Source organism: Ramlibacter sp. (genome assembly GCF_036383835.1).
In the GTDB taxonomy this organism is placed as follows: Bacteria; Pseudomonadota; Gammaproteobacteria; order Burkholderiales; family Burkholderiaceae_C; genus Ramlibacter.
Genome location: NZ_DASVNN010000016.1, coordinates 24,455 through 47,916, shown reverse-complemented (window position 1 = coordinate 47,916; position 23,462 = coordinate 24,455). Strand labels below are relative to the sequence as shown.

The following is a 23,462-nucleotide window of genomic DNA, read 5'->3' as shown; positions in this document are numbered from 1 at the left end:
TCTGAATCCGGAACGGGTTTCGATGCCCGACTTCGACATCGACTTCTGTCAGCACGGCCGCGATCGTGTGATTCAGTACGTGAAGGACAAATACGGCGCCGACGCCGTCTCGCAGATCGCGACCTTCGGCTCGATGGCCGCGAAGGCGGCGGTGCGCGACGTCGGCCGCGTGCTCGACATGAGCTACACCTTCTGCGACGGCATCAGCAAGCTGATCCCGAACAAGCCCGGCACGCACATCACGATCGCCGACGCCCTGGAGCAGGAGCCGATCCTCAAGGAGCGCTACGAGCGGGAAGACGAGGTCAAGACGCTGCTCGATCTCGCGCAGAAGCTCGAAGGCATGACGCGCAACATCGGCATGCACGCGGGCGGCGTGCTGATCGCGCCGGGCAAGCTCACCGATTTCACGCCGCTGTACCAGCAGCCGGGCAGCGACTCCGCCGTCAGCCAGTACGACAAGGACGACGTCGAAGCCGCCGGCCTGGTGAAGTTCGACTTCCTGGGCCTGGCCACGCTGACCATCCTGGAGCTCGCGCGCGAGTTCATCGTCAAGCGCCACCCGGGCCAGGAAGGCTTCGCCTTCGAGAAGATCCCGCTGGACGATGCGCACACCTACCGGCTGTTCACCGACGGCAAGACCGAGGCGGTGTTCCAGTTCGAATCCCGCGGCATGCAGGGCATGCTGCGCGACGCGAAGCCCTCGCGGCTGGAGGACCTGATCGCGCTGAACGCGCTGTACCGGCCGGGCCCGATGGACCTGATCCCCAGCTTCGTGGCCCGCAAGCACGGCCGCGAGACGGTGGAATATCCGCATCCCGCGGTGGCCGACATGCTCAGCGAGACCTACGGCATCATGGTCTACCAGGAACAGGTGATGCAGACCGCGCAGATCCTGGGGGGCTACTCGCTCGGTGGCGCCGACCTCCTGCGCCGCGCCATGGGCAAGAAGAAGGCCGAGGAGATGGCCGAGCACCGGGAGCGCTTCCGCGCCGGTGCCGACAAGACGCACGGCATCCCCCAGGAGAAGGCCGACGAGATCTTCGACCTGATGGAGAAGTTCGCGGGCTACGGCTTCAACAAGTCGCACGCCGCCGCCTACTCCCTGCTGGCCTACCACACGGGCTGGCTGAAGGTGCACTACACGGCGGAGTTCTACTGCGCCAACCTGACCATCGAAATGGACAACACCGACAAGCTGAAGGTGTTGTTCGAGGACGCGGTCAACAAGTTCGGCATGACCTTCGAGGCGCCGGACATCAACCGCGGCACCTACCGCTTCGAGCCGATCTCCAACAAGGCCATCCGCTACGGCCTGGGCGCGGTCAAGGGCACCGGCCAGTCGGCGGTCGAGGCGATCGTGGCGGCGCGGGAACAGGGCGCATTTACCAGCCTGTACGACTTCTGCTGCCGCGTGGACCGCGCGCGCATCAACAAGCGCACGGTGGAGGCGCTGATCAAGGCCGGCGCCTTCGATTCGCTGCACATGAATCGCGCCGCGCTGGTGGCGTCGATCGACCGCGCCTTCGACTTCGCGGCCACCACCGAGGCCAACGCCAACCAGGGCGGCCTGTTCGACATGGGCGACTCGCATGCGGCCAGCACGCAGGAACCCGATCTCGTGGAAGTCATGCCCTGGGGCGTGAAGGAGCGCCTGTCCAACGAGAAGACGGCGATCGGCTTCTACCTCTCGGGCCACCTGTTCGACGAGGTGGAGCGCGAGGTGCGCCGCTTCTGCAAGCGCCGGATCGAGGAACTGGTGGACACGCGCGAGCCGCTGATGCTGGTGGGCATCGTCAACGACCTGCGCGTGATCAACGGTCAGCGCGGCAAGCTGGCGCTGTTCAAGCTGGACGACAAGAGCGGCGTGATCGAGGCGGCGGCGGACGAATCCGTGTACAGCCCGCACCGCTCCTGGTTCAAGGACGACGAGCTGATCGTGGTGCAGGCCAAGCTGCAGCCGGACCGCTTCTCCGGCGGCTTCCGCCTCAACATCCAGCAGATCTGGGACCTGGCGACGGCGCGCTGCCGCTTCGGCAAGTACCTGAAGGTGGCCGTCAACGGCACGGCGCCGGACATCCAGCGGCTGGTGCGCGACTTCCCGCCGAGGAAGGAACAGACGGAGCAGGGCGAGCTGCTGCGCGGGCTGGGCGTGCGGCTGCTGGTGCAGCGCGAATCCGCCACGGCGGAACTGCAGCTGGGGGAACAGGCGAAGTTCTACCCGACCGACGCGGCGCTCGCGAGCTGGATGGCGCAGGCCCATGGCGGGCTGGCCCAGATCGTCTACGAGAGCTGATCGCGCGATGCGCCCTGCGCCCGCGCTGTTCATCCAGCCGCATTACGACGACGTGGCCTTGTCCTGCGGCGGCACGGCCGCGCGTTTCGCGTCGCTGGGCCTGCAGCCGCGCATCGTGACCGTGTTCGCGAGCGAGGTGCTCGATGCGATGGTCGGGCCCTTCGCCGAATGGAAGCACGAGCGCTGGGGCCTGGAGGATGCCGAGGCGGTCGCCGCCGCGCGGCGGGAGGAGGACGCGTGCGCGTCCGCCGTCCTCGGCTGCGACGTGCGCTGGCTGGGCCTGCCCGACGCGATCTACCGCGGCGATCGCTATGCCAGCGACGCGGACCTGTACGGCGGCCTGCATGCGGAGGAACTCGCTTTCGCGGAGCATCTCTGCGAAGAGCTCATGCACCTGCCGGAATGGCGCCCGGGCAACCAGGTCTTCGTGCCGCTGGCCGTGGGTGCGCACGTGGACCACCAGATCGCCTTCGAAACGGGGCGGGTGCTCGCGCGGCGCGGCGTGGAGGTGTGGGCTTACGAAGACCTGCCTTACGCCATCCACACGCCGCAAGGCGTGGCGCGCAGGCTGGAGCAGGTGGGCGATGCAGTGGAACCCGCCATCGCCGCGCCGGTCGCGGAGTCGATGGACACCAAGCTGGAATCGGTGGCCTGCTACGCCAGCCAGCTGCCGGTGATCTTCCGCTTCCGGCCCGACTTCCGGGCCGCATTGGCCGACCACGCGAGCGCGGTCGGCGCGGGCGAGCCGGCGGAAAGGATGTGGCGGGTGCGCGGGTGAAGCCGCGCGGCGGCCGCTCAGGCGTCCAGCCGCAGCTTCGACTCCGCGATCACCCGCTTCCACTGGTTGAAGTCGGCGGCCATCTGGCGGGCGAAGAGCTCGGGCGAGCTCCTGACCGGCGTCGAGCCGGAGTTGATGAGGCGCCTCGTCACGTCCTCGGAGGCGAGCACCTCCTTCAGCGCGGCATCGAGCTTCGCGATGATCGGCGCGGGCGTCTTTGCGGGCGCGACCAGGCCCACCCAGTTGTTGATGTCCAGGCCCTTGAGCTCGGGGAAGGGCAGCTCGGCGAGCGCCGGCACGTTCGGCAGCGCGGGCGTGCGCTTCGCGCTGGTCACCGCCAGGCCCCTCAGCGTGCCGGCCCGGACGTCGCCCGAAGTGGTCGGCACGGCCGCCAGCATGAGCGGGATCTGCCGTCCCAGCACCTGCGCGCGGGCGTCGCCGCCGCCGCGATAAGGGATGTGCGTCGCGAAGAAGTTCAGCCGCAGCTTGAGCAGCTCCATGGTCAGGTGCGCGGTGCTGGCCACGCCCGAGGTGCCGAAGTCGATGGTGCCCCTGCCCGTGCGCAGGTTCTCCTTGCACAGGCGCACCAGCTCGCCGAAGTCGCGCGCCGGGAAGCTGGGATGCGCGGAGATCAGGACCGCCGAATCCACGACCTTGGCGATCGGCGCGAAGTCCGCGAGGGGGTCGAAGCCGGCCGAGGGGTTCGCGGCGGGGATGGTCACGTGCGTGCCGTCGAAGGCGGTCAGCAGCGTGTAGCCGTCCGCCGGGCCGGACGCGACCATCCGCGTGGCGATCGCGCCGCCCGCGCCCGTGCGGTTCTCCACCACCACGGATTGCCCCAGCACCTCGCCCAGGCGCGGCGCGATGTTGCGCGCGGTCTGGTCGGCGATGCCGCCCGGCGCCAGGCCTACGACCAGCCGGATCGGCTTGTTCGGGTAGTCGTCGGCGCGCACCGTGGGGGCTGCGGCGACGGACGAGGCGAGCAGGCCCCGGGTGAAGTTGCGGCGGGTGATCATGCGGCTTCCTGGTGGATGGGGGAGGTGAGGACGTACCGCCCCTTGATCTGCGAGCGGTGCAGCGTGCGGACCTGGTCCGGCGGGAAGGCGTCGCGCCGGTGCATGGTGGTGAGGTTGTTCCACAGCACCACGTCGCCCAGCCGCCACTGGTGGCGCAGCGTCACCGCTTCGGCGGTGGCGTAGCCCCAGATCACGTCCAGCAGGCGATCCGATTCGGCCAGCGGCAGGCCCGGGATCCATGCATTGCGCCGCCGCCCCAGGTAGAGCGTGTGCTCGCCGGTCTCCGGCTGCACGATGACGACCGGATGCGGCGTGCCCGCCGAACGGGTGGGATCGTCGTTCGCGACCATGCCCTTGCGCAGGTTGCCGCCGCTGTCGTAGGTGCCGTCGTGCTTGATCGTGAGCGTGCGCGCGAGCGCGGCCAGGTCGGCGGGCATGCTGCGCAGCGCCGCGGGCATGCCGGCGAACCAGGTGTCGCCGCCGCTGCGCGGCAGCTCGATCGCCCACAGCATCGAAGCGTGCGGCGGCCGTTCCAGGTAGGACATGTCGGTGTGCCAGGCCGCTTCGCCGTCGCCCAGCGCGCCGACCGGCTCGCCGGCGGCGTCCTTGCGGTTGGACACCACGTAGAGGTTCGGGTGGCCGGGCACGCTCTTGCGCCCGGCGCCCTGGTTGGGCGGCGGATCGAGCTCGCCCAGCATCGCCGAGAAGCGCTCGAAGCCGGCATCGGTGAGCTGCTGGTCCCGCATCACGATCACGTGGTGCCGCTTCCAGATGTCGTACAGCTGCTGGAATTCGGGCGCGGTGATGCGTGCGAGGTCCACGCCGTCGATGCGGGCCCCCAGCGCGGGCGTGAGGGGGGTGTGGCGAAGCGTCATGCCTGTCCTTTCAAACCAGTCCGGCGTTGCGCGAGGCGAGCGAGAGGTCGACGAAGCGCGATCCGGCGCGCTCGCTGCGGCTGAAGCGCAGGTTCGTGTAGCCGAGGTCCAGCCCGTTCACGCGCGCCATGCCCTCGATCAGCGCGGCGCGGCCGTCGCCGCGCGCCTGGCGCAGGCCCTCGGCGAGCGCCAGCCCGGTGATGAACCCCTCCAGCGAGACGGGGGTGACGGCGATCTTCATCTCCCGCGCGTGCGTGAGGAAGTCGCGCACCACCATGTATTTCTCCCTGGTGTACTCGGGCACCACCACGCTGAAGCCCACGCCCGCCGCGCTGGAGCCCAGCTCGGCCAGCAGCTTCTCCCGGTCGACGAAGGAGATCACCATCTTCGGCAGCACCAGCGTGCGCGGTGCGTACTCGCGCAGGAAGGTGGTGAGCGGCGCGTTGTTCGCCAGGATGATCAGCATCTCCGGCGGGTTGCTCTCCAGCGCCTTGAGCGCGCTCGCGTTGAGCGCCGGACCCTTGCGGTCGACGCCTGCCGTCACGGTGAGCTGGCCGCCATGGCGTGCCAGGATCTTCTCCAGCAGCGGCACGTTGGTGGCGCGCGCGTCCTCGAGGTGCACGAAGCCGAAGCGCTGCACGCCGAGCAGGCGGTAGTGCCGCACGATCGCCTCGAGCTCGCGCTCGTAGCTCGCCCGCGTGGTGAAGGTGGTCGGCGCCTTGTCCCCGTACAGCAGCGGCGTGCCGGAGAAGGCACCCACGAGCGCGATCCCTTCCTTCGCGGCGAGGAGCGCGCCTGCTTCGGAGCAGGGGCGGGTGGTGAATCCGGTGAGGCCGACCACCTGGCGGGCGGACACGAGCTGCTCCACGTTCGTCTCGGTCTTCGCCTTGTCGCCCTGGTCGTCGAGCGTCAGCAGCTGCAGGGGCCGGCCCTGCACGCCGCCGGCGCGGTTGACGGCGTGGATCGCGGCCTGGAGGCCGTCGCGCATCGCGGTGCCGAAGCCTGCCTGCGGCCCGGTGAGCGCGGCGGACTGTCCCACCACGATCGGCGAGGCCGCCGCCGCATCGCGCACGATGGCCGGGCCGATGCCGGCCGCGAGTGACAGGCCGGCGCTGCGCGCCAGGAAAATGCGTCGCTGCATGTTCGTTCTCCCTCCCCTTTTTTATTTGCGCGCCGGTGCTCCCGCACCCCCTCGGCCGCGCCCGCAAGTGTCCGGATGAGTCAGGGCCGTTGCCTAGGGGGATTTGGAGGGCTGGGCCTCAACTTACCAATGCTTGCAAATAACGCTATCGAATCGGGAGCGGTGCGATGAAGCAGGTGGCCGCTTGCGACTGGACGTTAGGCGCGTCGCTTAGGGCTGGCTCAGCGGCATCCCGAATGCGGTTGCAACACGAACGGCCTGCCGTTCCGCGCTAGGCGGCTTCCTGCTGGATCGGCGACGTCAGCGTGTAGCGGCACTTCAGCCGCCAGCCTTCCAGCACGCGCGCCGCGCCCGCCGGCACCGCCTCGTGCCGGTGCAGCATGGTGAGGTTGTTCCACAGCACCACGTCGCCCGGCTGCCAGCGGTGCCGCCAGGTCACCGCGTCCGCGGTGGCGTAGCTCCACACGATGTTCAGCAGGCGCTCCGATTCCTGCTCGGACACGCCCAGCACGCGCGCGCCGCGCCGCTGTCCGAGGTACAGGGTCGGCTCGCCGGTCTCGGGCTGCATCACGACCAGGGGATGCACCTGGGGGCCGTGCTGCAAGGCCATCCAGCGCAGGCGCGCGACGAGGTCCGGCGGCATGAAGTGCAGCGCCGCGGGCAGGCACGACAGCCACAGGGCGCCGCCCGCGGGCGGTGCTTCCACGTTGTGCAGCAGGCAGCCGAAGGAGGGCCGCTCGGACGTGGACTGGTCCGCGTTCCAGAGCGTCTCGGCCGGCGCGACGCCGGGCAGCGCCTCGCCGTCGCCGAGCGAGGCCACGAACTGGCGCAGCGCCTGCCGGTCCGCGCGCGGGCGGCGCAGCACGAGCACCTGCTTCTGCTGCCAGAGTTCGTAAAGCCGGCGCAGCTCGGGCCGCGTGAGCTGCGTGACATCCAGGTCCTCGACGAGCGCGCCGAAGGCCGGTGTGATGGGCTGATAGTGCATGGTGCTCCCTGCCGCGCGCTCGCCGGCGCGCTCGGGGGCAGTGTCGGCCAGCTCGGCGGCGGCGGGGAAGAGGTGAGGTCCCTAAGCGGACCCCTGTCAGAAATGACAGGGCGACCTAATCCTTGGGGCGAAAAATCAGATCGCCGGGGTCGCGAGGTACGCGTCCGTCCACGTCCTTGGGGAGTACCTCGGTCTTGTCCAAAGCCCGGAGCACCGCGTCATCCCACCCCTTATTTCCACTGGATTTCTTGATTCGCCGCCCGACAATCGTTCCGTCAGGAGCGAGTCGCACTTCCACGATTGCTTCGGGGTTGCCCGCGACGCTCTCGCTAAATACGATGTTGGGCCTCACGCGGGCGTTCACGCGTGCGCCCCAGGACTTCGATGTCCCAGAAGATTGCGCTGCGCTGCCAGTGGATGTCGGCGAGCCAGTCCCCGCCATCGCCATGTTGCGCTTGATCGTCTCTTCCCGCAGCTTCTCGCGAACCTTCGTCTCGCGCGCTTCCTTCGCTTCCTGCTCCTTGTGCTTCTTCTCGTCTTCCTTTTTCTTCGCCTCGGCGAGCAGTTTCTTCTCCTGCTCCTTCTTCTTCGCGAGTTCCTCCTCGCGCTTCTTCTGCGCTTCCAGCTTGCGGCGCTGCTCCTCGCGTTCCTCGGCCACGCGCTTCTTCTCGAGATCGCGCTTCTGCTTCTCGCGCTCCAGCGCGATCTCGGCATCGCGGTTGACGGGCGGTTCCGGCTTGGCCACCGGCTCGGGCTTCGGCTCGGGCTTCGGTTCCGGCTTGACGACGGGCTGCGGCGGTGGCTGGGGCACTTCCCGCGGCGCCGCCTGCTGCGGCATCGCCGACCACAGCTCCGCCTCGGCCACGGAGTTGTCGGCTTCCCGCTGCCACTTCAGGCCGTGCATGAGCGCCAGCACCAGCAGGGCGTGCGCGAGCACCGCCAGGGCGGCGGCGCGCAGCAGCGCCGGCTCCGGCGGCGGGGCGAACTCGGGGCGGTCGGCGCCGGCGTGCATGGTTCCTACGGCGCGAGCTGCACGGAGAGGCCGACGCGCTGCACGCCATTGCGCTGCAGGGTGTCCATCACCTTCACCACCGTCTCGTACTTCACGTTGCGGTCGGCGCTGATCACCACCGCGATGCTGCCTTGCGGCTTGCCCGTCTGCGCGGCGAGGATGGCGGGGGCGATGTCCTTCAGGGTCGTCGGCACGGTCTTGTCGCCGGCCTTGAACTCGAGGCGTTCATCCTTGTTCACCACCACCTGCACGACGGCGTCCGGCTGCTTGGCCGCCTTGCCCACGCTGGGCAGGTCGATCAGGCTGGGCGTGATCAGAGGCGCCGTCACCATGAAGATGATCAGCAGCACCAGCATCACGTCGATGAACGGGACCATGTTGATCTCGTTCATCGTGCGGCGGCCGCGGCCGCGGTGGGCCACTCCGGGCATGTCAGTGGCCGGACGCGGAATGCGCGCCCAGGTTGCGCTGCAGGATGTTGGAGAACTCCTCGATGAAGGTCTCCAGCCGGATCGCGACGCGGTCGATGTCGCGGGCGAAGCGGTTGTAGGCCACCACCGCCGGGATCGCCGCGAACAGGCCCAGCGCGGTCGCGACCAGGGCTTCGGCGATGCCGGGCGCCACCGTCGCGAGCGTCACCTGCTGCAGCGCGCCCAGGCCGGTGAAGGCATGCATGATGCCCCACACCGTGCCGAACAGGCCCACGTAGGGCGACACCGAGCCCACCGAGGCGAGGAAGGACAGGTGCGTCTCCACCGCGTCCAGCTCGCGCTGGAAGCTTGCGCGCATGGCGCGGCGGGCGCCATCGAGCAGGTGGCCGGCGTCGCTGATGCGGCGCTCGCGCAGCTTCTGGTACTCGCGCATGCCGGAGGCGAAGATGCGTTCCATGGGGCCGGCCAGCTTGGCGTTCTGCGCGGCGGCCGCGAACAGGTCGTTGAGGCTGGTGCCGGACCAGAACTCGCGCTCGAAGTCCTCGTTGAGCGCGTTGACGCGGCGCAGGGCGAACAGCTTGCGGAAGATGGCCGCCCAGCTCGTGATGGACACGAGCAGCAGCAGCAGCATCACCAGCTGCACGACCCAGCTGGCCCCCAGCACCAGTTGCAGGATGGAGAGGTCTTGGTTCATTCCTAGGTATTCAGCACGTCCAGCACGGCTGCGGGAATGCGGCCGGGCCTCAGGGTGGCGGCATCCACCCAGCCGATGCGGATGGTGCCCTCGCAGAGTAAAGCGCCGGTGTCTGCCCGCAGCGCCTGCTGGGCAATTATCAAGGACGCGCGCCCCGAGGCTTCGAGCCGCGCCGTAACGAGAAGTTCGTCGTCCAGGCGGGCCGGCGCGAGATAGCGCACCGAGGTCTCGCTGACGATGAACATGCCGCCGGCGCTTTCGCGCAGGCCGCTCTGCATCACGCCCAGCGAGCGCAGCCACTCGGTGCGCGCGCGCTCGAAGAACTTCAGGTAGTTGGCGTAGAAGACGATGCCGCCGGCGTCGGTGTCTTCCCAGTAGACGCGCACCGGCCAGGTGAAGACCGGACCGTGCCCCGTCATCCCAGGAGTTTCCCCAGGCGCGCCGCCGCTTCCTGCAACTGCGCCATCGAGTTCGCGGTGGAAAAGCGGATGAAGCGGCTGGTCTCGGCGTGGCCGAAATCGCGCCCCGGCGTCACGGCCACGTGGGCCCGCCGCATCGCGGCGAAGGCGAAGTCCCAGCTGCCCTGCACGCCCAGGCGGCGCGCGGCTTCGCTGCAGTCGGCCCAGGCGTAGAAGGCGCCGTCGGGCATCACCGGGACCTGCAGGCCCAGGGCCCGAAGCTGCGGGATGAACCAGTCGCGGCGGGCCTTGAATTCCAGGCGGCGGCGCTCGTATTCCGCGATGCTCTGTGCCTCGAAGCAGGCGAGCGCCGCGTGCTGCGCCACCGTGCTCGGGCAGATGAACAGGTTCTGCGCCAGCCGCTCGATGGCGGGCACCAGCGCTTCCGGCACGACCATCCAGCCCAGGCGCCAGCCGGTCATGTTGAAGTACTTCGAGAAGCTGTTGATGCTCACCACCTGGTCGTCGAGCGCCAGGGCGGTGTGGCCGAAGGTGTCCTCGTACGACAGGCCCAGGTAGATCTCGTCCAGCAGCGTGATGCCGCCCTGGCCCTGCACGAAGGCGTGGATGCGGCGCAGTTCGTCCGGGTGGATGGAGGTGCCGGTGGGATTGGAGGGCGAGGCCAGGAGCACGCCGCGGGTCTTCGCGCCCCAGTGCTCTTCGACCTTGGCGGCGCTGAGCTGGTAGCGCTCGGCGGCCGTGGTGGGGACCAGCACGGCGTCGCCCTCGGCGGCGCTCACGAAATGCCGGTTGCAGGGATAGCTCGGGTCCGGCATCAGGATCTCGTCGCCGGCCTCGATCAGCGCCAGGCAGGCGAGCTGCAGCGCCGCCGAGGCGCCGGCCGTCACCACGATGCGCCGCGCGGGCACGTCGACGCCGAAGCGCTGGGCGTACCAGCCGCTGATGCGCTCGCGCAGCGCGGGCAGGCCGGTGGCGTCGGTGTACTGGGTGCGGCCGTCGCGGATCGCGCGTTCGGCGGCTTCCTGCACCAGCGGCGGCGCGGTGAAGTCCGGCTCGCCGATGTTCAGGAAGATCATCGGGTTGGCCGTGCCGGCGACTTCGCGTGCCAGCTGCGAGGCGGCTTTCGCCACCTCCATCACGTAGAAGGGTTCGATGCGCTCCGCTCTGCGCGATACCTTCACGGTCGCGCCTTCCCGGTCGCCCGATCGGCCTCCACTTCGACGCTGCGCAGCTTGGGCGCCAGGCCGTTCAGCACGCCGTTGACGTACTTGTGGCCGTCGGTGCCGCCGAACTCCTTGGCGAGTTCGATGCATTCGTTGAGGACCACGCGCCAGGGCACGTCGGCCGCATGCAGGAATTCGTAGGTGCCGATCCACATCACGGCGCGCTCGATGGGGGAGATCTCCTCCAGCTTGCGATCGAGCAGCGGCAGGATCAGCGCGTCGAGCTCCGCCGACTCGCGGATGCAGCCGTGGAGCAGGGCGTCGTAGTGCACCGAGTCGGCCTTGTGGAAGCCCGAGAGGCCGCGGGTGAACTGGTCGATGGATTCGGCGTCCTGCCGGCCCACGAGGTGCTGGTACAGGGCCTGGACGGCGAACTCGCGCGCGCGGCTGCGCGGCGGCTTGGCCGACGTCTTGCGGGGCGTGGCGGTCATTCGAGCGATTCCAGCAGGTTGGCCATCTCGATGGCGGCCTTCGCCGCGTCGCGGCCTTTCTCGTCCTGGCGGGCCACGGCCTGCGCCTCGTTCTCGGTGGTGAGGATCGCGTTGGCGATCGGCAGCTGGTAGTCCAGCGACACGCGCGTGACGCCGGCGGCCGACTCGTTGGCCACCAGCTCGAAGTGGTAGGTCTCGCCGCGGATCACGCAGCCCAGCGCGACCAGCGCGTCGTAGCCGCCCTTTTCCGCCATCGCCTGCAGCGCGACCGGCACTTCCAGCGCCCCCGGCACCTGCACGTGGTCGATGTGCTTTTCCTGCACGCCGTGGGCCAGCAGCTCCTCCCAGCACGCCTTGGCCAGCGCGTTGGTGATCTCCTGGTTGAAGCGGGCCTGCACGATGCCGATCACCAATTCCTTGCCGTCCAGCCGGTCGGCCGTGCCCTTGTTCGCGCCAAACATTCGTGTTCCTTGTTATGCGTCCGGGCGGGGCGTGTAGCCCGCCACTTCGAGGCCGTAGCCCGTCATGCTGGGCATGCGCCGGGGCGTGCCCATGAGGTTCATCCTGCGCACGCCGCAGTCGCGCAGGATCTGCGCGCCCACGCCGTAGGTGCGCAGGTCCATGCGTCCGCGCTCGGGCGCGTGCGATGCGCGTGCCGTGCCTTCGAATTGCGCGAGCAGCTGCTCGGCGCTCTCGCCGCAATTGAGCAGCACGGCGACGCCGCGGCCGGTGGCCGCGATGTGCCTGAGGCTGGCGTCGAGGCTCCAGGAGTGCATCGGGCGGGCCAGCTCCAGCGCGTCGAGCACCGACAGCGGCTCGTGCACGCGCACCGGCACCACGTCGCCGTCCTGCCACTCGCCCTTCACCAGCGCCAGGTGCAGCTCCTGGCTCGGCTTGTCGCGCCAGGCATGCGCCACGAACTCGCCGTATGCCGTCACCAGCGGACGCGAGCCGATCTTCTCCACCAGCGTCTCGTTGCGGCTGCGCCAGGCGATCAGGTCGGCGATGGTGCCGATCTTCAGGCCGTGCTCCGCGGCGAACAGCTGCAGGTCCGGCAGCCGCGCCATCGTGCCGTCGTCCTTCATGATCTCGCAGATCACGGCGGCGGGCGTGTAGCCCGCCAGCCCGGCGAGGTCGCAGCCCGCCTCGGTATGGCCGGCGCGCATCAGCACGCCGCCATCCACCGCCTGCAGGGGAAAGATGTGGCCCGGCTGCACGAGGTCCTGCGCCTTGGCGTTGCGCGCCACGGCGGCCTGCACGGTGCGGGACCGGTCGGCGGCGGAGATGCCGGTGGTCACGCCCTCGGCCGCTTCGATGGAGACGGTGAAGGCCGTGCCCATCTTGGTGCCGTTGCGGGCCACCATGGGCGGCAGCTGCAGCCGCTCGCAGCGTTCGCGCGTCAGCGTCAGGCAGATGAGCCCGCGGCCGAAGCGGGCCATGAAGTTGATCGCATCCGGCGTCACGTGGTCGGCCGCCAGCACGAGGTCGCCCTCGTTCTCGCGGTCCTCCTCGTCCACCAGGATGACCATGCGGCCCTGGCGGATCTCCTCCACGATCTCCTCGACCGAGGAGACGGGAACCGGGGTGAGCGGCGCTCTGGCGTTCATGCGTTGACCTTTCCGGCGCTCAGCATGCGCTCGACGTAGCGGGCGATCAGGTCGATCTCCAGGTTGACCCGGCTGCCCGCCTTCAGGGCGTGCAGCGCTGTGTTCTGCACCGTGTGCGGGATGAGGTTGATGCTCAGTTCGGTGCCCTGCGCCGAATCGGCGATGGTGTTGACGGTGAGGCTCACGCCGTTGACGGTGATGGAGCCCTTGTACGCGAGGTACTTGCCCAGCGCCTGCGGGGCGAGGACGCGCAGTTCCCAGCTCTCCCCGACCGGCTCCATCTTCGTCACCGTGCCGACGCCGTCGACGTGGCCCGAGACCAGGTGGCCGCCCAGGCGGTCCTGCGGGCGCAGCGCCTTCTCGAGGTTCACGGGGCCGAAATCGGCCAGGCCGGCGGTCTTGTCCAGCGATTCGGCGGAGATGTCGATCGTGAAGCGGCCGGCGTTCGCGTCGAGCGAAGTGACCGTCATGCAGGCGCCGTTGAGGGCGATGGAGTCGCCGAGTCCGACATCGTCCAGGTAGCCGGCCGGGGCGGTGATGGCCAGCCGCTTGCCGTGCTGCGAGGAAGATCCGAGGTCGTCGATGGCGGCGATACGCCCGACGCCGGTGATGATGCCGGTGAACATCCCGCCATTTTGGCAGGTTCGTGCGGCCTGCTCTCCCGGATGGGTCAATCGGCCTGGAAGTCGGCCCGCCCGGGGATGCGCGCGAGGATGCGCAAGTCGGGTCCCACGCGCGACACTTCCGCGAACTCCAGTCCGGCCGCCCCGGTGAGCTCCTCGAGCGGGCCGATGTTGACCATGCCCTGGCCGGCGCCCAGCAGCTTCGGCGCCAGGTAGACCAGCAATTCGTCGACCTGCCCCTCGCGCAGCAGCGACCCGTTCAGCTTGAAACCGGCCTCCACGTGCAGCTCGTTGACGCCCCGGCCGGCCAGGTCCTTCATCAACGCGGCCAGGTCCACCTTGCCGCCCGCACCCGGCAGGTGGAGCACCGTCGCCCCGCATGCCTCCAGCGCCGCCTGCGCCTGCGGATGGTCCTCGGCGGCGTAGAGCCAGACCGGCCGCTGCGGCACCCGGAAGAGGGCGGCGGACGGGGGCGTCTGCAGGCGGCTGTCGACCACCACCAGCGGCGGCTGGATGCCGACCGGCGCCAGGCGCACGTCCAGCCGCGGATCGTCTTCCAGCACGGTGCCGATGCCGGTGAGCACGGCGCCCGCGCGGGCGCGCCAGGCGTGGCCGTCGGCGCGCGCCGCCTCGCCGGTGATCCACTGGCTGCGGCCGTTGGCGAGCGCGGTCTGGCCGTCCAGCGAGGCGGCGACCTTCATCCGCACCCAGGGCCGGCCGCGGACCATGCGGCTCAGGAAGCCGAGGTTCAGCTCGCGCGCTTCCGCTGCGCCCGGGCCGACCTCCACCGCCACGCCCGCGGCGCGCAGGCGCGCGAAGCCCTGGCCGCCCACCAGCGGATTGGGATCGGCGAGGGAGGCGACGACCCGGGCGATGCCTGCCGCGACGAGGGCGTCGCAGCACGGGCCGGTGCGGCCATGGTGGGCGCAGGGCTCCAGCGTCACGTAGGCGGTGGCACCGCGCACGTCCTCGCCGCGGGCGGCGGCATCCTGCAGAGCCACGATCTCGGCGTGCGCCTGCCCCGCCGGTTGCGTATGGCCTTCGCCGAGCACGCGCGCTCCGTCCGCGCTCACCAGGACGCAGCCGACGCGGGGGTTCGGCTCGGTGCGGCCGACGGCGCGGCGGGCCAGTTCCAGCGCCCGGAAAACATGCGGCTCAGACACGCTCATCCCCGCATTCTCATCCACTCGGCAGCCGCAGAGCCATTCGCGCAGTCGATCCGACCGGTTGTCAGGGGTCGGGTGGCATGCCACCGGGGGGTCCGATAAGGTCGCGGCCAATGAACAAAAGTGGGTCTCAGGAGAACGCCTTGGAACGCAAGCAGCGGGGCTTCACGCTCATCGAACTGATGGTCACCGTGGCCATCATCGGCATCCTCGCGGCCGTGGCGTACCCGTCGTACACCAGCCACGTCGCGAAGTCGAAACGGACGGCGGCCCAGGCCGTGATGCAGGCGATCGCGAGCCGGCAGGAGATGTACATCCTGAACGCCCGGACGTACTACCCCGCGGTGAGCGGCAGCGTGACCAACGCGGACACGATCATGGCCAACCTGGGCGTCAACATCCCCGCCGACGTGACGCGCAACTACGACCTGACGGTCACCTCCAGCAACGCCACCGGCGCGCCGCCGAGCCACTCGGTCACCGCGGCGCCGAAGAGCCCCCAGTCGAGCCAGGACGCGGGCTGCGGCACGCTGACCCTGCGCAGCACGGGCGCCAAGGAAGCGACCGGCAGCGCCGGGACGTGCTGGTGACGGGAGCATGACCATGCGGACCCAGCGCGGCTTCACGCTGATCGAACTGATGATGGTGGTGATGGTGGCGGCCGTCATGGCCGGCATCGCCGTGCCCTCGTTCCGCGAGTTCATGGCGGCCCAGCGGGTCAAGAACACGGCCTTCGACTTCGCCGCGGCGCTGCTCCTGGCGCGCAGCGAGGCCGTCAAGCGCAACACTTCGATCAGCGTGGCGCAGACCGGCGCCAACTGGCAGGGCTGGACGGTGGCCGCAGGCGGCACGACGCTGGTCACGCGGGAGGCCCCCACCCAGGTGACCATCACCCCGAACGACGTGGCCTTCACCAGCGTCCCCTTCCAGGGCAACGGGCGCGTCCCGAACACGATGCGCTTCCAGTTCAGCGCTGCCGATACCCAGACCGTGCGCTGCGTGACCATCGGCGTCAGCGGCGTGCCCAACACCACCACGACGAGTTGCTCATGAGCAGGAAGACCCCCAGGCGCGTGTCGTCCCAGCTGGGCGCCAGCCTGATCGAAGTGCTGGTGTCGATGGTCATCCTGATGATCGGCCTGCTGGGCCTCATCGGCGTGATGATCGAGAGCCAGCGGGCGCAGCTCGAGTCGTACCAGCGCGCGCAGGCGCTGCTGCTGGTGCAGGACATGGCCGCCCGCATCGGCGGCAACCGGATGGCGTCGGAATGCTATTCGCAGGCGGCCGGCGTGATGTTCGGGACCGACCACGGCACCGTCGCGGCCGTCACCCCGGGCTGCGCGAGCGGAACCGTCGCCGAGAAGGCGGCCCGCGAGGACCGCGCGACGCGCGACCTGCGGGAATGGCAGGACCTCCTCCTGGGCAGCACGGAACAGATCGGCGGCAGCAACGTGGGTTCCATGCTGGGCGCGCGCGGCTGCATCGCCAAGGACGCCACCACCGGCGTCTTCATGGTCAGCGTCGCCTGGCAGGGGGGCCAGACCCTGGGAGGCCCGCCCGCGGCCATCACCTGCGGCTCCGGCCAGTACGGCGACGAGACCAAGCGCCGCGCCGTCGGGCTCACCCTCATTCCCCCGGTATCGAGCTGAGCATGCGCACCTCGCACTTCCACCTCGTCCCGCGCCGCCTCCAGCGCGGCATCACGATCGTCGAGTTCATGGTCTCCATCGCGATCGGCATGATCGTGGTGGCCGCGCTCGCCACCCTGATCGCGGACCAGAGCAGCAACCGGGCCGAGGTCGACCGGGCCGGCCGGCTGATCGAAAGCGGCCGGTATTCGGCGCGCGTCCTGGCCGACGAACTGCAGATGGCGGGCTACTGGGGTGAAATCTCCCTGTCGCCCGCCGCGCCCGCGGCCTGGGCGGATCCTTGCGGGGCGAATCCGGCCGTGCCGACGCAGGCCGAGCAGGTGGCCGCCATGGGCCTGCACATCACCGGCTTCGACGTGCCGGGCACCGCGGCGCGCCCCGGGTACAACGGAACGGCGGCGCTGCCGGCGCTTGCGGGGGGCGGCAACGTCACGCTGTCCTGCCTGCCGAACCTGAAGCCCGGCACCGATGTCCTGGTGGTGCGGCACGCCGACTCCAACTCCACGCCGTACGAAAACGGCTCCGGCGTCCCGGTCGTGGGCACGCTCGGAGCGGCCGCGAACGGCAACCGCCTTTTCACGCAGGCGGGGTTGAATCCCACGACCAGCCTGTTCGAGACCCGCTTCGACCTGGGCGCCAACGCCGCGACGGCCTTCGAGCTGAAGCGCAAGGACAAGGTCACCATGGCCACCGTGCGCAGGTTCGTCACGCGCATCTATTACGTGAGCACCTGCAGCGTCTGCAGCGGCACGCCGGATGCGATCCCGAGCCTCAAGATGCTCGAACTGGACAAGGGCGGCGCGACCGCCGGCGAACTCGCCTGGGCCGACCCGGTCACGATTTCCGAGGGCGTCGAGAACCTGCAGGTCGAGTACGGATTCGACGCGGCGGCCACCAAGGACGGCGCGCCCGACGGCGCCGACATCGCCGCCTCGTCCCTGACGGCGGTCGGCGACTGGGCGGCGGTGGTCAGCGTGAAGCTGTTCATCCTGGCCCGCAGCATCGAGCGCTCCCCGGGATTCACCGACGCCAAGAGCTATCCGCTCGGCCTGGCGGGGGCCATGGTGCCGGCCGCGGGCGAAGAGGCCAAGTACAAGCGCCACGTGTTCTCGCAATCGGTGCGGCTCGTGAACCCCAGCTTCCGGAGGTCCCTGTGAATCGCGGCCGCCAGTCCGGCATCACGCTGGTCATCGCCCTCGTCATGCTCATCGTGCTGAGCCTGCTGGTGGTCTCGGCCATCCGGTTCGGCAACATCAACCTGAAGATCACCGGCAACGTCCAGTCCGAGGCGGAAGCCATGGTCGCGGCCCAGCTCGCGGTGGAAAAGACGATCAAGACCATGATCGATACGCCCAACATGAGCACCGTCGCGGCCCAGCCCACCCTGACGGTGTCCGCGGGCGGGCAGGACTATTCCGTGAACGTGGCCAAGCCCGCGTGCCTGTTCAACAAGAACATCAGCAACACGGAGCTGAACCCCACCGATCCCAAGGACCTGCCGTGCTTCGAAGGCGCGGACAGCGAAAAGATCATCACGTCCGAGAACAAGCTGACTTCCACCCCCACGGCCTGCAAGAACCAGCAATGGGACGTGCAGGCAAGCGTGAACGACGCCCGGAGTGGCGCGAGGACCACCGTTCTGCAGGGCGTTGCAACGCGCGTCGGCGCCGAAGTGCAATGCCCCTAATCACACAGGCGCGAGAGGGCGCTGGATCCACCATGACCAAAATCCGAAGCTTCATCCAATCGGTCCTGTTGCTGGCGGCGTTGGGAGCCGTGGCCTACTCGTCCGAGCTGCGCGCCGAAGACATCGACATCTACTTCGAGAATTCCGCCGGCGACGCCCTGCCGAAGGTGCTGTTCATCATCGACAACAGCTCCAACGTGGGATCGACCTTCGGCGGCGGAGGCTGCGCGGCTTATGCGGACGGGACGGGTGCGCCGTCGCTGGGGACGAACACCGCCGGCGGCATCATCCAGTGCGCCCTGGTCGACACCATCAGCACGCTGCCGAACAACACCCTGCAGGTGGGCATCCTGGCCGGCAGCGCGAACAACTTCGCGACGTCGAAGGGGTGCGTCGGCAGCAGCGGCGGGTGCCTGCTGGTGCCCTTCACCACCCTTGCCAAGACCACGGGCACCGGCGCCGTGGATACCAAGACGCCCCTGATCAACTTCATCAAGAGCTGGAAGAAGGAGAACAGCGGCGAGACGCCGACCTCCTTCCCGTTCACGGTGACGAGCGCGGAAGCGGGCGGCATGATGCAGGAGGCCTACGCGTACTTCTACGCGCGGACCGGCCTGTCGGGGCGCACGTACGGCACGGCCCACATCCAGGGCTGCCAGAAGAACTTCATCATCTACATCGGCAACACCGACAAGAGCCCGGCGAACGAGACTCCCTCCGGCACGGCGCTGACCACGGCCGGCGCCAACACGATCCGCTACGGGACGAGCGGCACGCTGGCCGACAAGATCACCAAGACGCAGGTGTTCGACCCCCCGATCTGCCCGGGCCGGATCGACACGGCGGTGGCGGCATCCAACTCCAACGACTGGTCCTCCAACTGGGCCGACGAGTGGGCGCGCTTCCTGCAGTTCAAGGACGGCGGCACCGAGGCGCAGCTGGGCAAGCAGAACATCACGACCTACACCATCGGCATCATCGACAACGGCAGCAACCAGTGCACGGCGGCCTATCCGGCGCTGCTGCAGTCGATGGCGACGGTCAGCGGCGGCCAGGCGTACCGCGTGGGCGACGCGGGCGCCGTCAAGGAGGCCGTGGCGTCGGCCCTGAACGAGGCGCAGGCGACCAACAGCGTCTTCTCGTCCGCTTCGCTCCCCGTATCGGTGAACGCCGAGGGCAGCTACCTCAACCAGATCTTCCTGGGCATGTTCCGGCCGGACGGCACCGGCGCCCCGCGCTGGCTGGGCAACCTGAAGCAGTACCAGCTGGTGCGCAACAACGCCGGCACCCTGGTGATGGGCGACGTCAACAGCCGTGCGGCCATCAACAGCTCGACCGGCTTCCTCTCGCCCAACGCCATCAGCTTCTGGACTTACCGGGACGACGCAGTCCTGCCCGACAGCGCCGGTGGCTTCTTCGCCAACGACCCGAAGGGCGAGCCGGCGAGCGGCTTCGACAGCGCCGACGGCGAGGTCGTCGAGAAGGGCGGCGTCGCGCAGCAACTGCGCAAGCAGAACCTGAGCGCCACTTTCGCGGGCGCGAGCGGGACCACGGCCAACCCCCGCCGCGTGTACACGTATTGCCCCGACCAGGCGGCGACGTGCGAGCGCAACCTGACGAACGCGCTGAACGATTTCGCGACCAGCAACGCCAACATCGTGGCCGCCGACTTCGGCTCGTCGTTGACGGTGCCCGTCGAGTCCATCACGCGCACGGGGGCGGTCGCGACCATCACGACGCGGGGCGCGCACGGATTCCGGTCGGGTTCGATCGTCACCGTCCGCGGTGCCGACCAGGCGGCCTACAACCAGACGGCGGCGGTGGAGCCGGTCAGCGGTTTCCCCAACAAGTTCACCATGGCCGTGCGCGACTGGCCGGTCTCCCCGTCCCAGGGCAGCTACACCATCAGCGTGCCCGGTTCCGGCGGCAGCAAGACGATCACCAGCATCAGCCGCGCCGCCACCGGGGGCTCCCGCGAGATCGTGACCGTCACCACCGCCGACGTCCACGGGTTCGCGGTCGGCCAGCTGGTGTCCGTCACCGGAAACACGGGCGCGGACTACAACCGGAGCTGGACGATCGAGACGGTCACGTCGAACCAGTTCACGTTCACGGTCGACATCGCCCCCGTCTCGCCTCCGCGGAACACCTACGCCGTGGCGCACGCCTCCACCACGCCCTTGAGCATCTCCGGCATCAAGGCGGACGCCGCCGGCTACAAGGTGACGGTCACCGGCACGCATGACTTCCACGTGGGCGAGACGGTGACCATCGTCGGCGTCAAGGGCGGCGACAAGGACCTCTACAACGTCAGCCACAGGGTCACGGAAATCCTGAGCGACGGCAAGACCATCCGGATCGGGGTCGTCACCGGCGCCCGGGACGTCGGTGCGGGCGGCACGATCGCGGCCTCTTCGACGGCCCAGGCCGCGACCATCAGCCGGACGACGACGGTCGTGAGCGGCGCGACGGCGAGCGTCGGCGTCGCCTCGCAGAACTGGTTCCGGAACGGCGAGAACGTGATCATCTCCAGCACCGGCACGAACAACAACGAATCCGCTTACGCGGGGACGTTCCGGATCACCTGCACCAGCCCCTGCACGACCTTCACGATCCCGATCGCGGTGACGCCTTCGATGGGCGGCACCGGCGGCGGGGTGACGCTGGCCGATACGGCCCAGCCGCCCGTCACGGTCGGCGCCAACGCGTTCAATCGCAACGGCGGGACCACCGTCACGGCGACCTTGCCCGCGGGCAGCACGTTCGCGAACGGCCAGACCGTGGTGATCAGCCCGAGCGGAACGCCCCAGGAAAACGAGGCCGCCTACGTCAACCAATGGCAGATCACGTGCGTCGGCGCGTCGCCGTGCTCGACGTTCACGTTCGGCCCGATCGTCCTGAACCCGCCCCTGTCCGCCACGGGCAACATGCAGGCCTTCAGCGGCAACACCGCCCCCGACCGGGACGCGATGATCCGCTGGCTGCGCGGCGAGGACAACCACGGCGACGAGCTGGGGCCGACTCCCAACCCCGACACGATCACGGTTCGCCCCTCCGTGCACGGCGACGTGCTCCACTCGCGGCCGCTGGTGATCAACTACGGCGACTCGCGCGGCATCGTGGTGTTCTACGGTTCGAACGACGGCGTGTACCGCGCCGTGAACGGGCGGCAGTCGGACCCCACGACGAACAGCGGCGTCACGGTTCCGGCGGGCGGGGAGTTCTGGGGCCTGATCCTGCAGGAGCACTTCGGCCTCATCAACCGCTACCGCACGAACCTGCCGGAAGTGAAGTACCCCGGGACCTTCTCGTCCCTGGCCGAGCCCAAGACCTACTTCGTCGACGGGCCGACCGGCGTGTACCAGAAGATCGACGATCGCGGCGTCATCACGCGGGCCATCATCTACCTGACGATGCGCCGTGGCGGCCGCTTCATGTATGCGATCGACGTCACCCAGCCGGCCGCTCCCCAGGTCCTGTGGCGCATTTCGGACCAGGCGGCGAAGTCGGACCAGCCCGGGTTCGGCGAGCTCGGCCTCACGTGGTCGCGCCCGCGCGTCACCCTGCTGCAGAACCTGACCACGACGGAAACCGTGCCGGCTTCGGGCGGCAATCCGGCGACCACGCGCCAGGTCCCGTTGCCCGTGCTGGTCTTCGGCGCAGGCTACGACGAAGCGCAGGACAGGGAGCCGCCGGTGGCCGACACGATGGGCCGCGGCATCTTCGTGCTCAATGCGCTGACCGGCGAGAAGATCTTCAGCGCGAGCGTGTCCTGCCCGCCCTCGACGGCGGCCTGCCGCGAGGTCGCGGACATGAAGTACGCCACCCCGGCGGACATCACGTTCGTCGACCGTGACCTGAACGGCCTCACCGACAAGCTGTACTGGGGCGACCTCGGCGGCAACCTGTGGCGCGCGGACGTGGCCGATGCCAGCGTGAGCAACTGGCGCATCACGAAAGTGGCGGCGCTCGGCTGCAATGCCGGCGAATGCGCTTCCGGGACGACGCCGCGGAAGTTCTTCTACCCGCCGTCGGTGCTGACGATCCGCCCGGCCGGGGACCCCACCGGGTACGACATGCTGTCGATCGCGTCGGGTGACCGCGAGCACCCGCTGCGGAGCGACCTCACGAATTCGGCCTTCCTCACGAACGACCGCTTCTTCATGATCAAGGATTACGGGGTCACGGTGAACAGCACCGACCTGAACACGCGCAACGTGGTCCCGAACTCCCTGTTCAACGCCACGTACACGGCGTGGGCGTCGGGCGCGACCGGCTACACGGACGCCGGCTTCTACCTCAACTTCATCGGCACGGCCTGGAACGAGACGACCAACCAGCCCGATTCTTCGATGACGCCGACGCGCGGCGAGAAGGCGGTGAATGCGCCGGTGGCGGTGAACGGCCAGGTGTTCTTCGCGACGAACCAGCCCAAGCAGCCGGACGGCACCTGTGCGGCGAACCTGGGCACGGCGCGCGCCTACGCGGTGAACCCATTCACCGGCGCGCAGGTGCAGAACGAGCTGAAGGGCGGCGGCCTGCCGCCGAGCGCGGTGAGCGGCCTGATCACGATCACCGGCACGGACAGCAACGGCAACCCCACTTCGACGCAGGAGAAGTTCTGCATCGGCTGCGGCGTGTCGGGCGAGCAGCTGGGAGGCAACAACAGCACGCCGTGTTCCTCCGCCCTGGAGAACTGCAACAGCGCATTGCCCATCCCGAAGAACCTCAAGCGCACGTACTGGTACAAGAAGTAGCGCCGCCTCCGACGGTCGCGCCCGCTGTTTAGTGAACTGCGCGACACGACGAAGTCCCAATCGGGCCACCCCTCGGGTGGCCCGATTTGCTTTTGGCGGCCGGCGCCGCGGCCTAGATTGGCCGCATGCGCCAGCTGCAAGGTTTCACGCTCGTCGAAGCACTGTCCGTCCTCGCGGTCACGGCGGTCCTGGCCTCCGTGGCGGTGCCCTCGATGAAGGACCTGGTCGACTCCACGCGCGTGACCGCGGCCTCCAACGAGCTCCTGGGCGACCTCCTGCTCACGCGCAGCGAGGCCATGAAGCGGCGCACGCGGGTGGCGATCTGCAAGTCGGCCGAGGGGCAGTGGTGCACTGCCACCGGCGGCTGGCAGCAGGGCTGGATCGTGTTCGAGGACGCCAACGGCGACGGCGTGCGCGGAGCGGAGGAGCCGCTGGTGCGCCGGCAGCAGGCGCTGTCCGGCAACCTGCGCCTGACCGGCACGGCGCCGGTGGCCAGGTACGTGAGCTATGCGCCCAATGGGGCCACGAAGACGGTGGGCGGCGGCTTCCAGGCCGGCACGCTCACGGTGTGCGCCGCGTCGGCGGGCCCGGCGGGCGCGCGACAGATCATCCTGAATGCGAGCGGACGGCCCCGCACCACGAAGGTGGAGCTGCCTTCCTGCGGCTGAGGCG

23 protein-coding genes are annotated in these 23,462 nt (G+C 69.3%); 9 read left to right on the top strand and 14 right to left on the bottom strand.

What is annotated here, in order from left to right; genetic code table 11:
* Together dnaE and VF522_RS03120 are read left to right on the top strand one after the other, a co-directional pair.
* The coding region (gene dnaE / locus VF522_RS03125; protein ID WP_330906758.1) for a DNA polymerase III subunit alpha at positions 1-2,296 on the top strand (2,296 nt) is incomplete at its 5' end.
* A 7-nt stretch (positions 2,297-2,303) separates the two neighbouring features.
* Positions 2,304-3,074 carry a PIG-L deacetylase family protein gene (locus VF522_RS03120; RefSeq protein WP_330906757.1) on the top strand — a complete coding sequence of 257 codons (771 nt, stop codon included), beginning with the start codon at positions 2,304-2,306 and terminating at the stop codon, positions 3,072-3,074.
* A 17-nt stretch (positions 3,075-3,091) separates the two neighbouring features.
* Here the strand turns inward: VF522_RS03120 and VF522_RS03115 are convergent, their stop codons facing one another.
* The 14 genes from VF522_RS03115 to ribD all read right to left on the bottom strand — a co-directional run bounded on the left by VF522_RS03115 (position 3,092) and on the right by ribD (position 14,700).
* Entirely contained in the window at positions 3,092-4,090 is a 999-nt protein-coding gene (locus VF522_RS03115) for a Bug family tripartite tricarboxylate transporter substrate binding protein (protein ID WP_330906756.1), read from the bottom strand.
* Positions 4,087-4,965: a TauD/TfdA family dioxygenase gene (locus VF522_RS03110; RefSeq protein ID WP_330906755.1), complete on the bottom strand. Its 879-nt coding sequence runs from the start codon at positions 4,963-4,965 to the stop codon at positions 4,087-4,089. The genes VF522_RS03115 and VF522_RS03110 overlap by 4 nt, the downstream gene beginning before the upstream one ends.
* 10 nt (positions 4,966-4,975) lie before the next feature.
* Positions 4,976-6,106 (bottom strand): ABC transporter substrate-binding protein, encoded by a 1,131-nt coding sequence (locus VF522_RS03105; RefSeq protein WP_330906754.1) that lies wholly within the window; start codon positions 6,104-6,106, stop codon positions 4,976-4,978.
* 271 nt (positions 6,107-6,377) lie between these two features.
* Positions 6,378-7,091, bottom strand: coding sequence for a TauD/TfdA family dioxygenase (locus VF522_RS03100; RefSeq protein WP_330906753.1), 714 nt, complete (start codon positions 7,089-7,091; stop codon positions 6,378-6,380).
* 115 nt (positions 7,092-7,206) lie between these two features.
* The gene (locus VF522_RS03095) at positions 7,207-8,103 is read right to left on the bottom strand and encodes a cell envelope integrity protein TolA (protein ID WP_330906752.1); all 897 of its coding nucleotides are present in this window, start codon (positions 8,101-8,103) and stop codon (positions 7,207-7,209) included.
* Between the two features lie 5 nt (positions 8,104-8,108).
* Positions 8,109-8,534, bottom strand: a complete 426-nt coding sequence (locus tag VF522_RS03090) for a biopolymer transporter ExbD (protein ID WP_330906751.1) — start codon at positions 8,532-8,534, stop codon at positions 8,109-8,111.
* A gap of 1 nt (position 8,535) precedes the next feature.
* Positions 8,536-9,228, bottom strand: coding sequence for a protein TolQ (gene tolQ / locus VF522_RS03085; protein ID WP_330906750.1), 693 nt, complete (start codon positions 9,226-9,228; stop codon positions 8,536-8,538).
* A 2-nt stretch (positions 9,229-9,230) separates the two neighbouring features.
* Positions 9,231-9,647, bottom strand: a complete 417-nt coding sequence (ybgC, locus tag VF522_RS03080; protein ID WP_330906749.1) for a tol-pal system-associated acyl-CoA thioesterase — start codon at positions 9,645-9,647, stop codon at positions 9,231-9,233.
* Complete coding sequence (locus VF522_RS03075) at positions 9,644-10,828, bottom strand: pyridoxal phosphate-dependent aminotransferase (protein WP_330906748.1); 1,185 nt, start codon at positions 10,826-10,828, stop codon at positions 9,644-9,646. The genes ybgC and VF522_RS03075 overlap by 4 nt, the downstream gene beginning before the upstream one ends.
* The gene (nusB, locus tag VF522_RS03070) at positions 10,825-11,301 is read right to left on the bottom strand and encodes a transcription antitermination factor NusB (protein ID WP_330906747.1); all 477 of its coding nucleotides are present in this window, start codon (positions 11,299-11,301) and stop codon (positions 10,825-10,827) included. Before nusB ends, VF522_RS03075 begins: the two co-directional genes overlap by 4 nt.
* A complete protein-coding gene (gene ribH, locus VF522_RS03065) occupies positions 11,298-11,762 on the bottom strand; it encodes a 6,7-dimethyl-8-ribityllumazine synthase (protein WP_330906746.1) in 465 nt (154 codons plus the stop codon). Before ribH ends, nusB begins: the two co-directional genes overlap by 4 nt.
* Positions 11,763-11,774: 12 nt before the next feature.
* On the bottom strand, positions 11,775-12,908 hold the full coding sequence (ribBA, locus tag VF522_RS03060) for a bifunctional 3,4-dihydroxy-2-butanone-4-phosphate synthase/GTP cyclohydrolase II (RefSeq protein WP_330906745.1): 1,134 nt from the start codon (positions 12,906-12,908) through the stop codon (positions 11,775-11,777).
* Positions 12,905-13,534: a riboflavin synthase gene (locus VF522_RS03055; RefSeq protein ID WP_330906744.1), complete on the bottom strand. Its 630-nt coding sequence runs from the start codon at positions 13,532-13,534 to the stop codon at positions 12,905-12,907. The genes ribBA and VF522_RS03055 overlap by 4 nt, the downstream gene beginning before the upstream one ends.
* 44 nt (positions 13,535-13,578) lie before the next feature.
* Positions 13,579-14,700: a bifunctional diaminohydroxyphosphoribosylaminopyrimidine deaminase/5-amino-6-(5-phosphoribosylamino)uracil reductase RibD gene (ribD, locus tag VF522_RS03050; RefSeq protein ID WP_330906743.1), complete on the bottom strand. Its 1,122-nt coding sequence runs from the start codon at positions 14,698-14,700 to the stop codon at positions 13,579-13,581.
* A 140-nt stretch (positions 14,701-14,840) separates the two neighbouring features.
* On the opposite strand from ribD, the gene VF522_RS03045 reads away from it, so the two are divergent.
* From VF522_RS03045 to VF522_RS03015, 7 genes are all read left to right on the top strand, one after another.
* Positions 14,841-15,287 carry a type IV pilin protein gene (locus VF522_RS03045; protein ID WP_330906742.1) on the top strand — a complete coding sequence of 149 codons (447 nt, stop codon included), beginning with the start codon at positions 14,841-14,843 and terminating at the stop codon, positions 15,285-15,287.
* Positions 15,288-15,294: 7 nt separating this feature from the next.
* The gene (locus tag VF522_RS03040) at positions 15,295-15,750 is read left to right on the top strand and encodes a GspH/FimT family pseudopilin (RefSeq protein ID WP_330906741.1); all 456 of its coding nucleotides are present in this window, start codon (positions 15,295-15,297) and stop codon (positions 15,748-15,750) included.
* Positions 15,747-16,346: a type IV pilus modification protein PilV gene (pilV, locus tag VF522_RS03035; protein WP_330906740.1), complete on the top strand. Its 600-nt coding sequence runs from the start codon at positions 15,747-15,749 to the stop codon at positions 16,344-16,346. Before VF522_RS03040 ends, pilV begins: the two co-directional genes overlap by 4 nt.
* A 2-nt stretch (positions 16,347-16,348) precedes the next feature.
* Complete coding sequence (locus tag VF522_RS03030) at positions 16,349-17,503, top strand: PilW family protein (RefSeq protein ID WP_330906739.1); 1,155 nt, start codon at positions 16,349-16,351, stop codon at positions 17,501-17,503.
* Positions 17,500-18,033: a pilus assembly PilX family protein gene (locus tag VF522_RS03025; RefSeq protein ID WP_330906738.1), complete on the top strand. Its 534-nt coding sequence runs from the start codon at positions 17,500-17,502 to the stop codon at positions 18,031-18,033. Before VF522_RS03030 ends, VF522_RS03025 begins: the two co-directional genes overlap by 4 nt.
* A gap of 32 nt (positions 18,034-18,065) precedes the next feature.
* On the top strand, positions 18,066-22,790 hold the full coding sequence (locus tag VF522_RS03020) for a hypothetical protein (RefSeq protein ID WP_330906737.1): 4,725 nt from the start codon (positions 18,066-18,068) through the stop codon (positions 22,788-22,790).
* Positions 22,791-22,915: 125 nt separating this feature from the next.
* Entirely contained in the window at positions 22,916-23,458 is a 543-nt protein-coding gene (locus VF522_RS03015) for a GspH/FimT family pseudopilin (protein ID WP_330906736.1), read from the top strand.
* Positions 23,459-23,462: the final 4 nt, after the last annotated feature.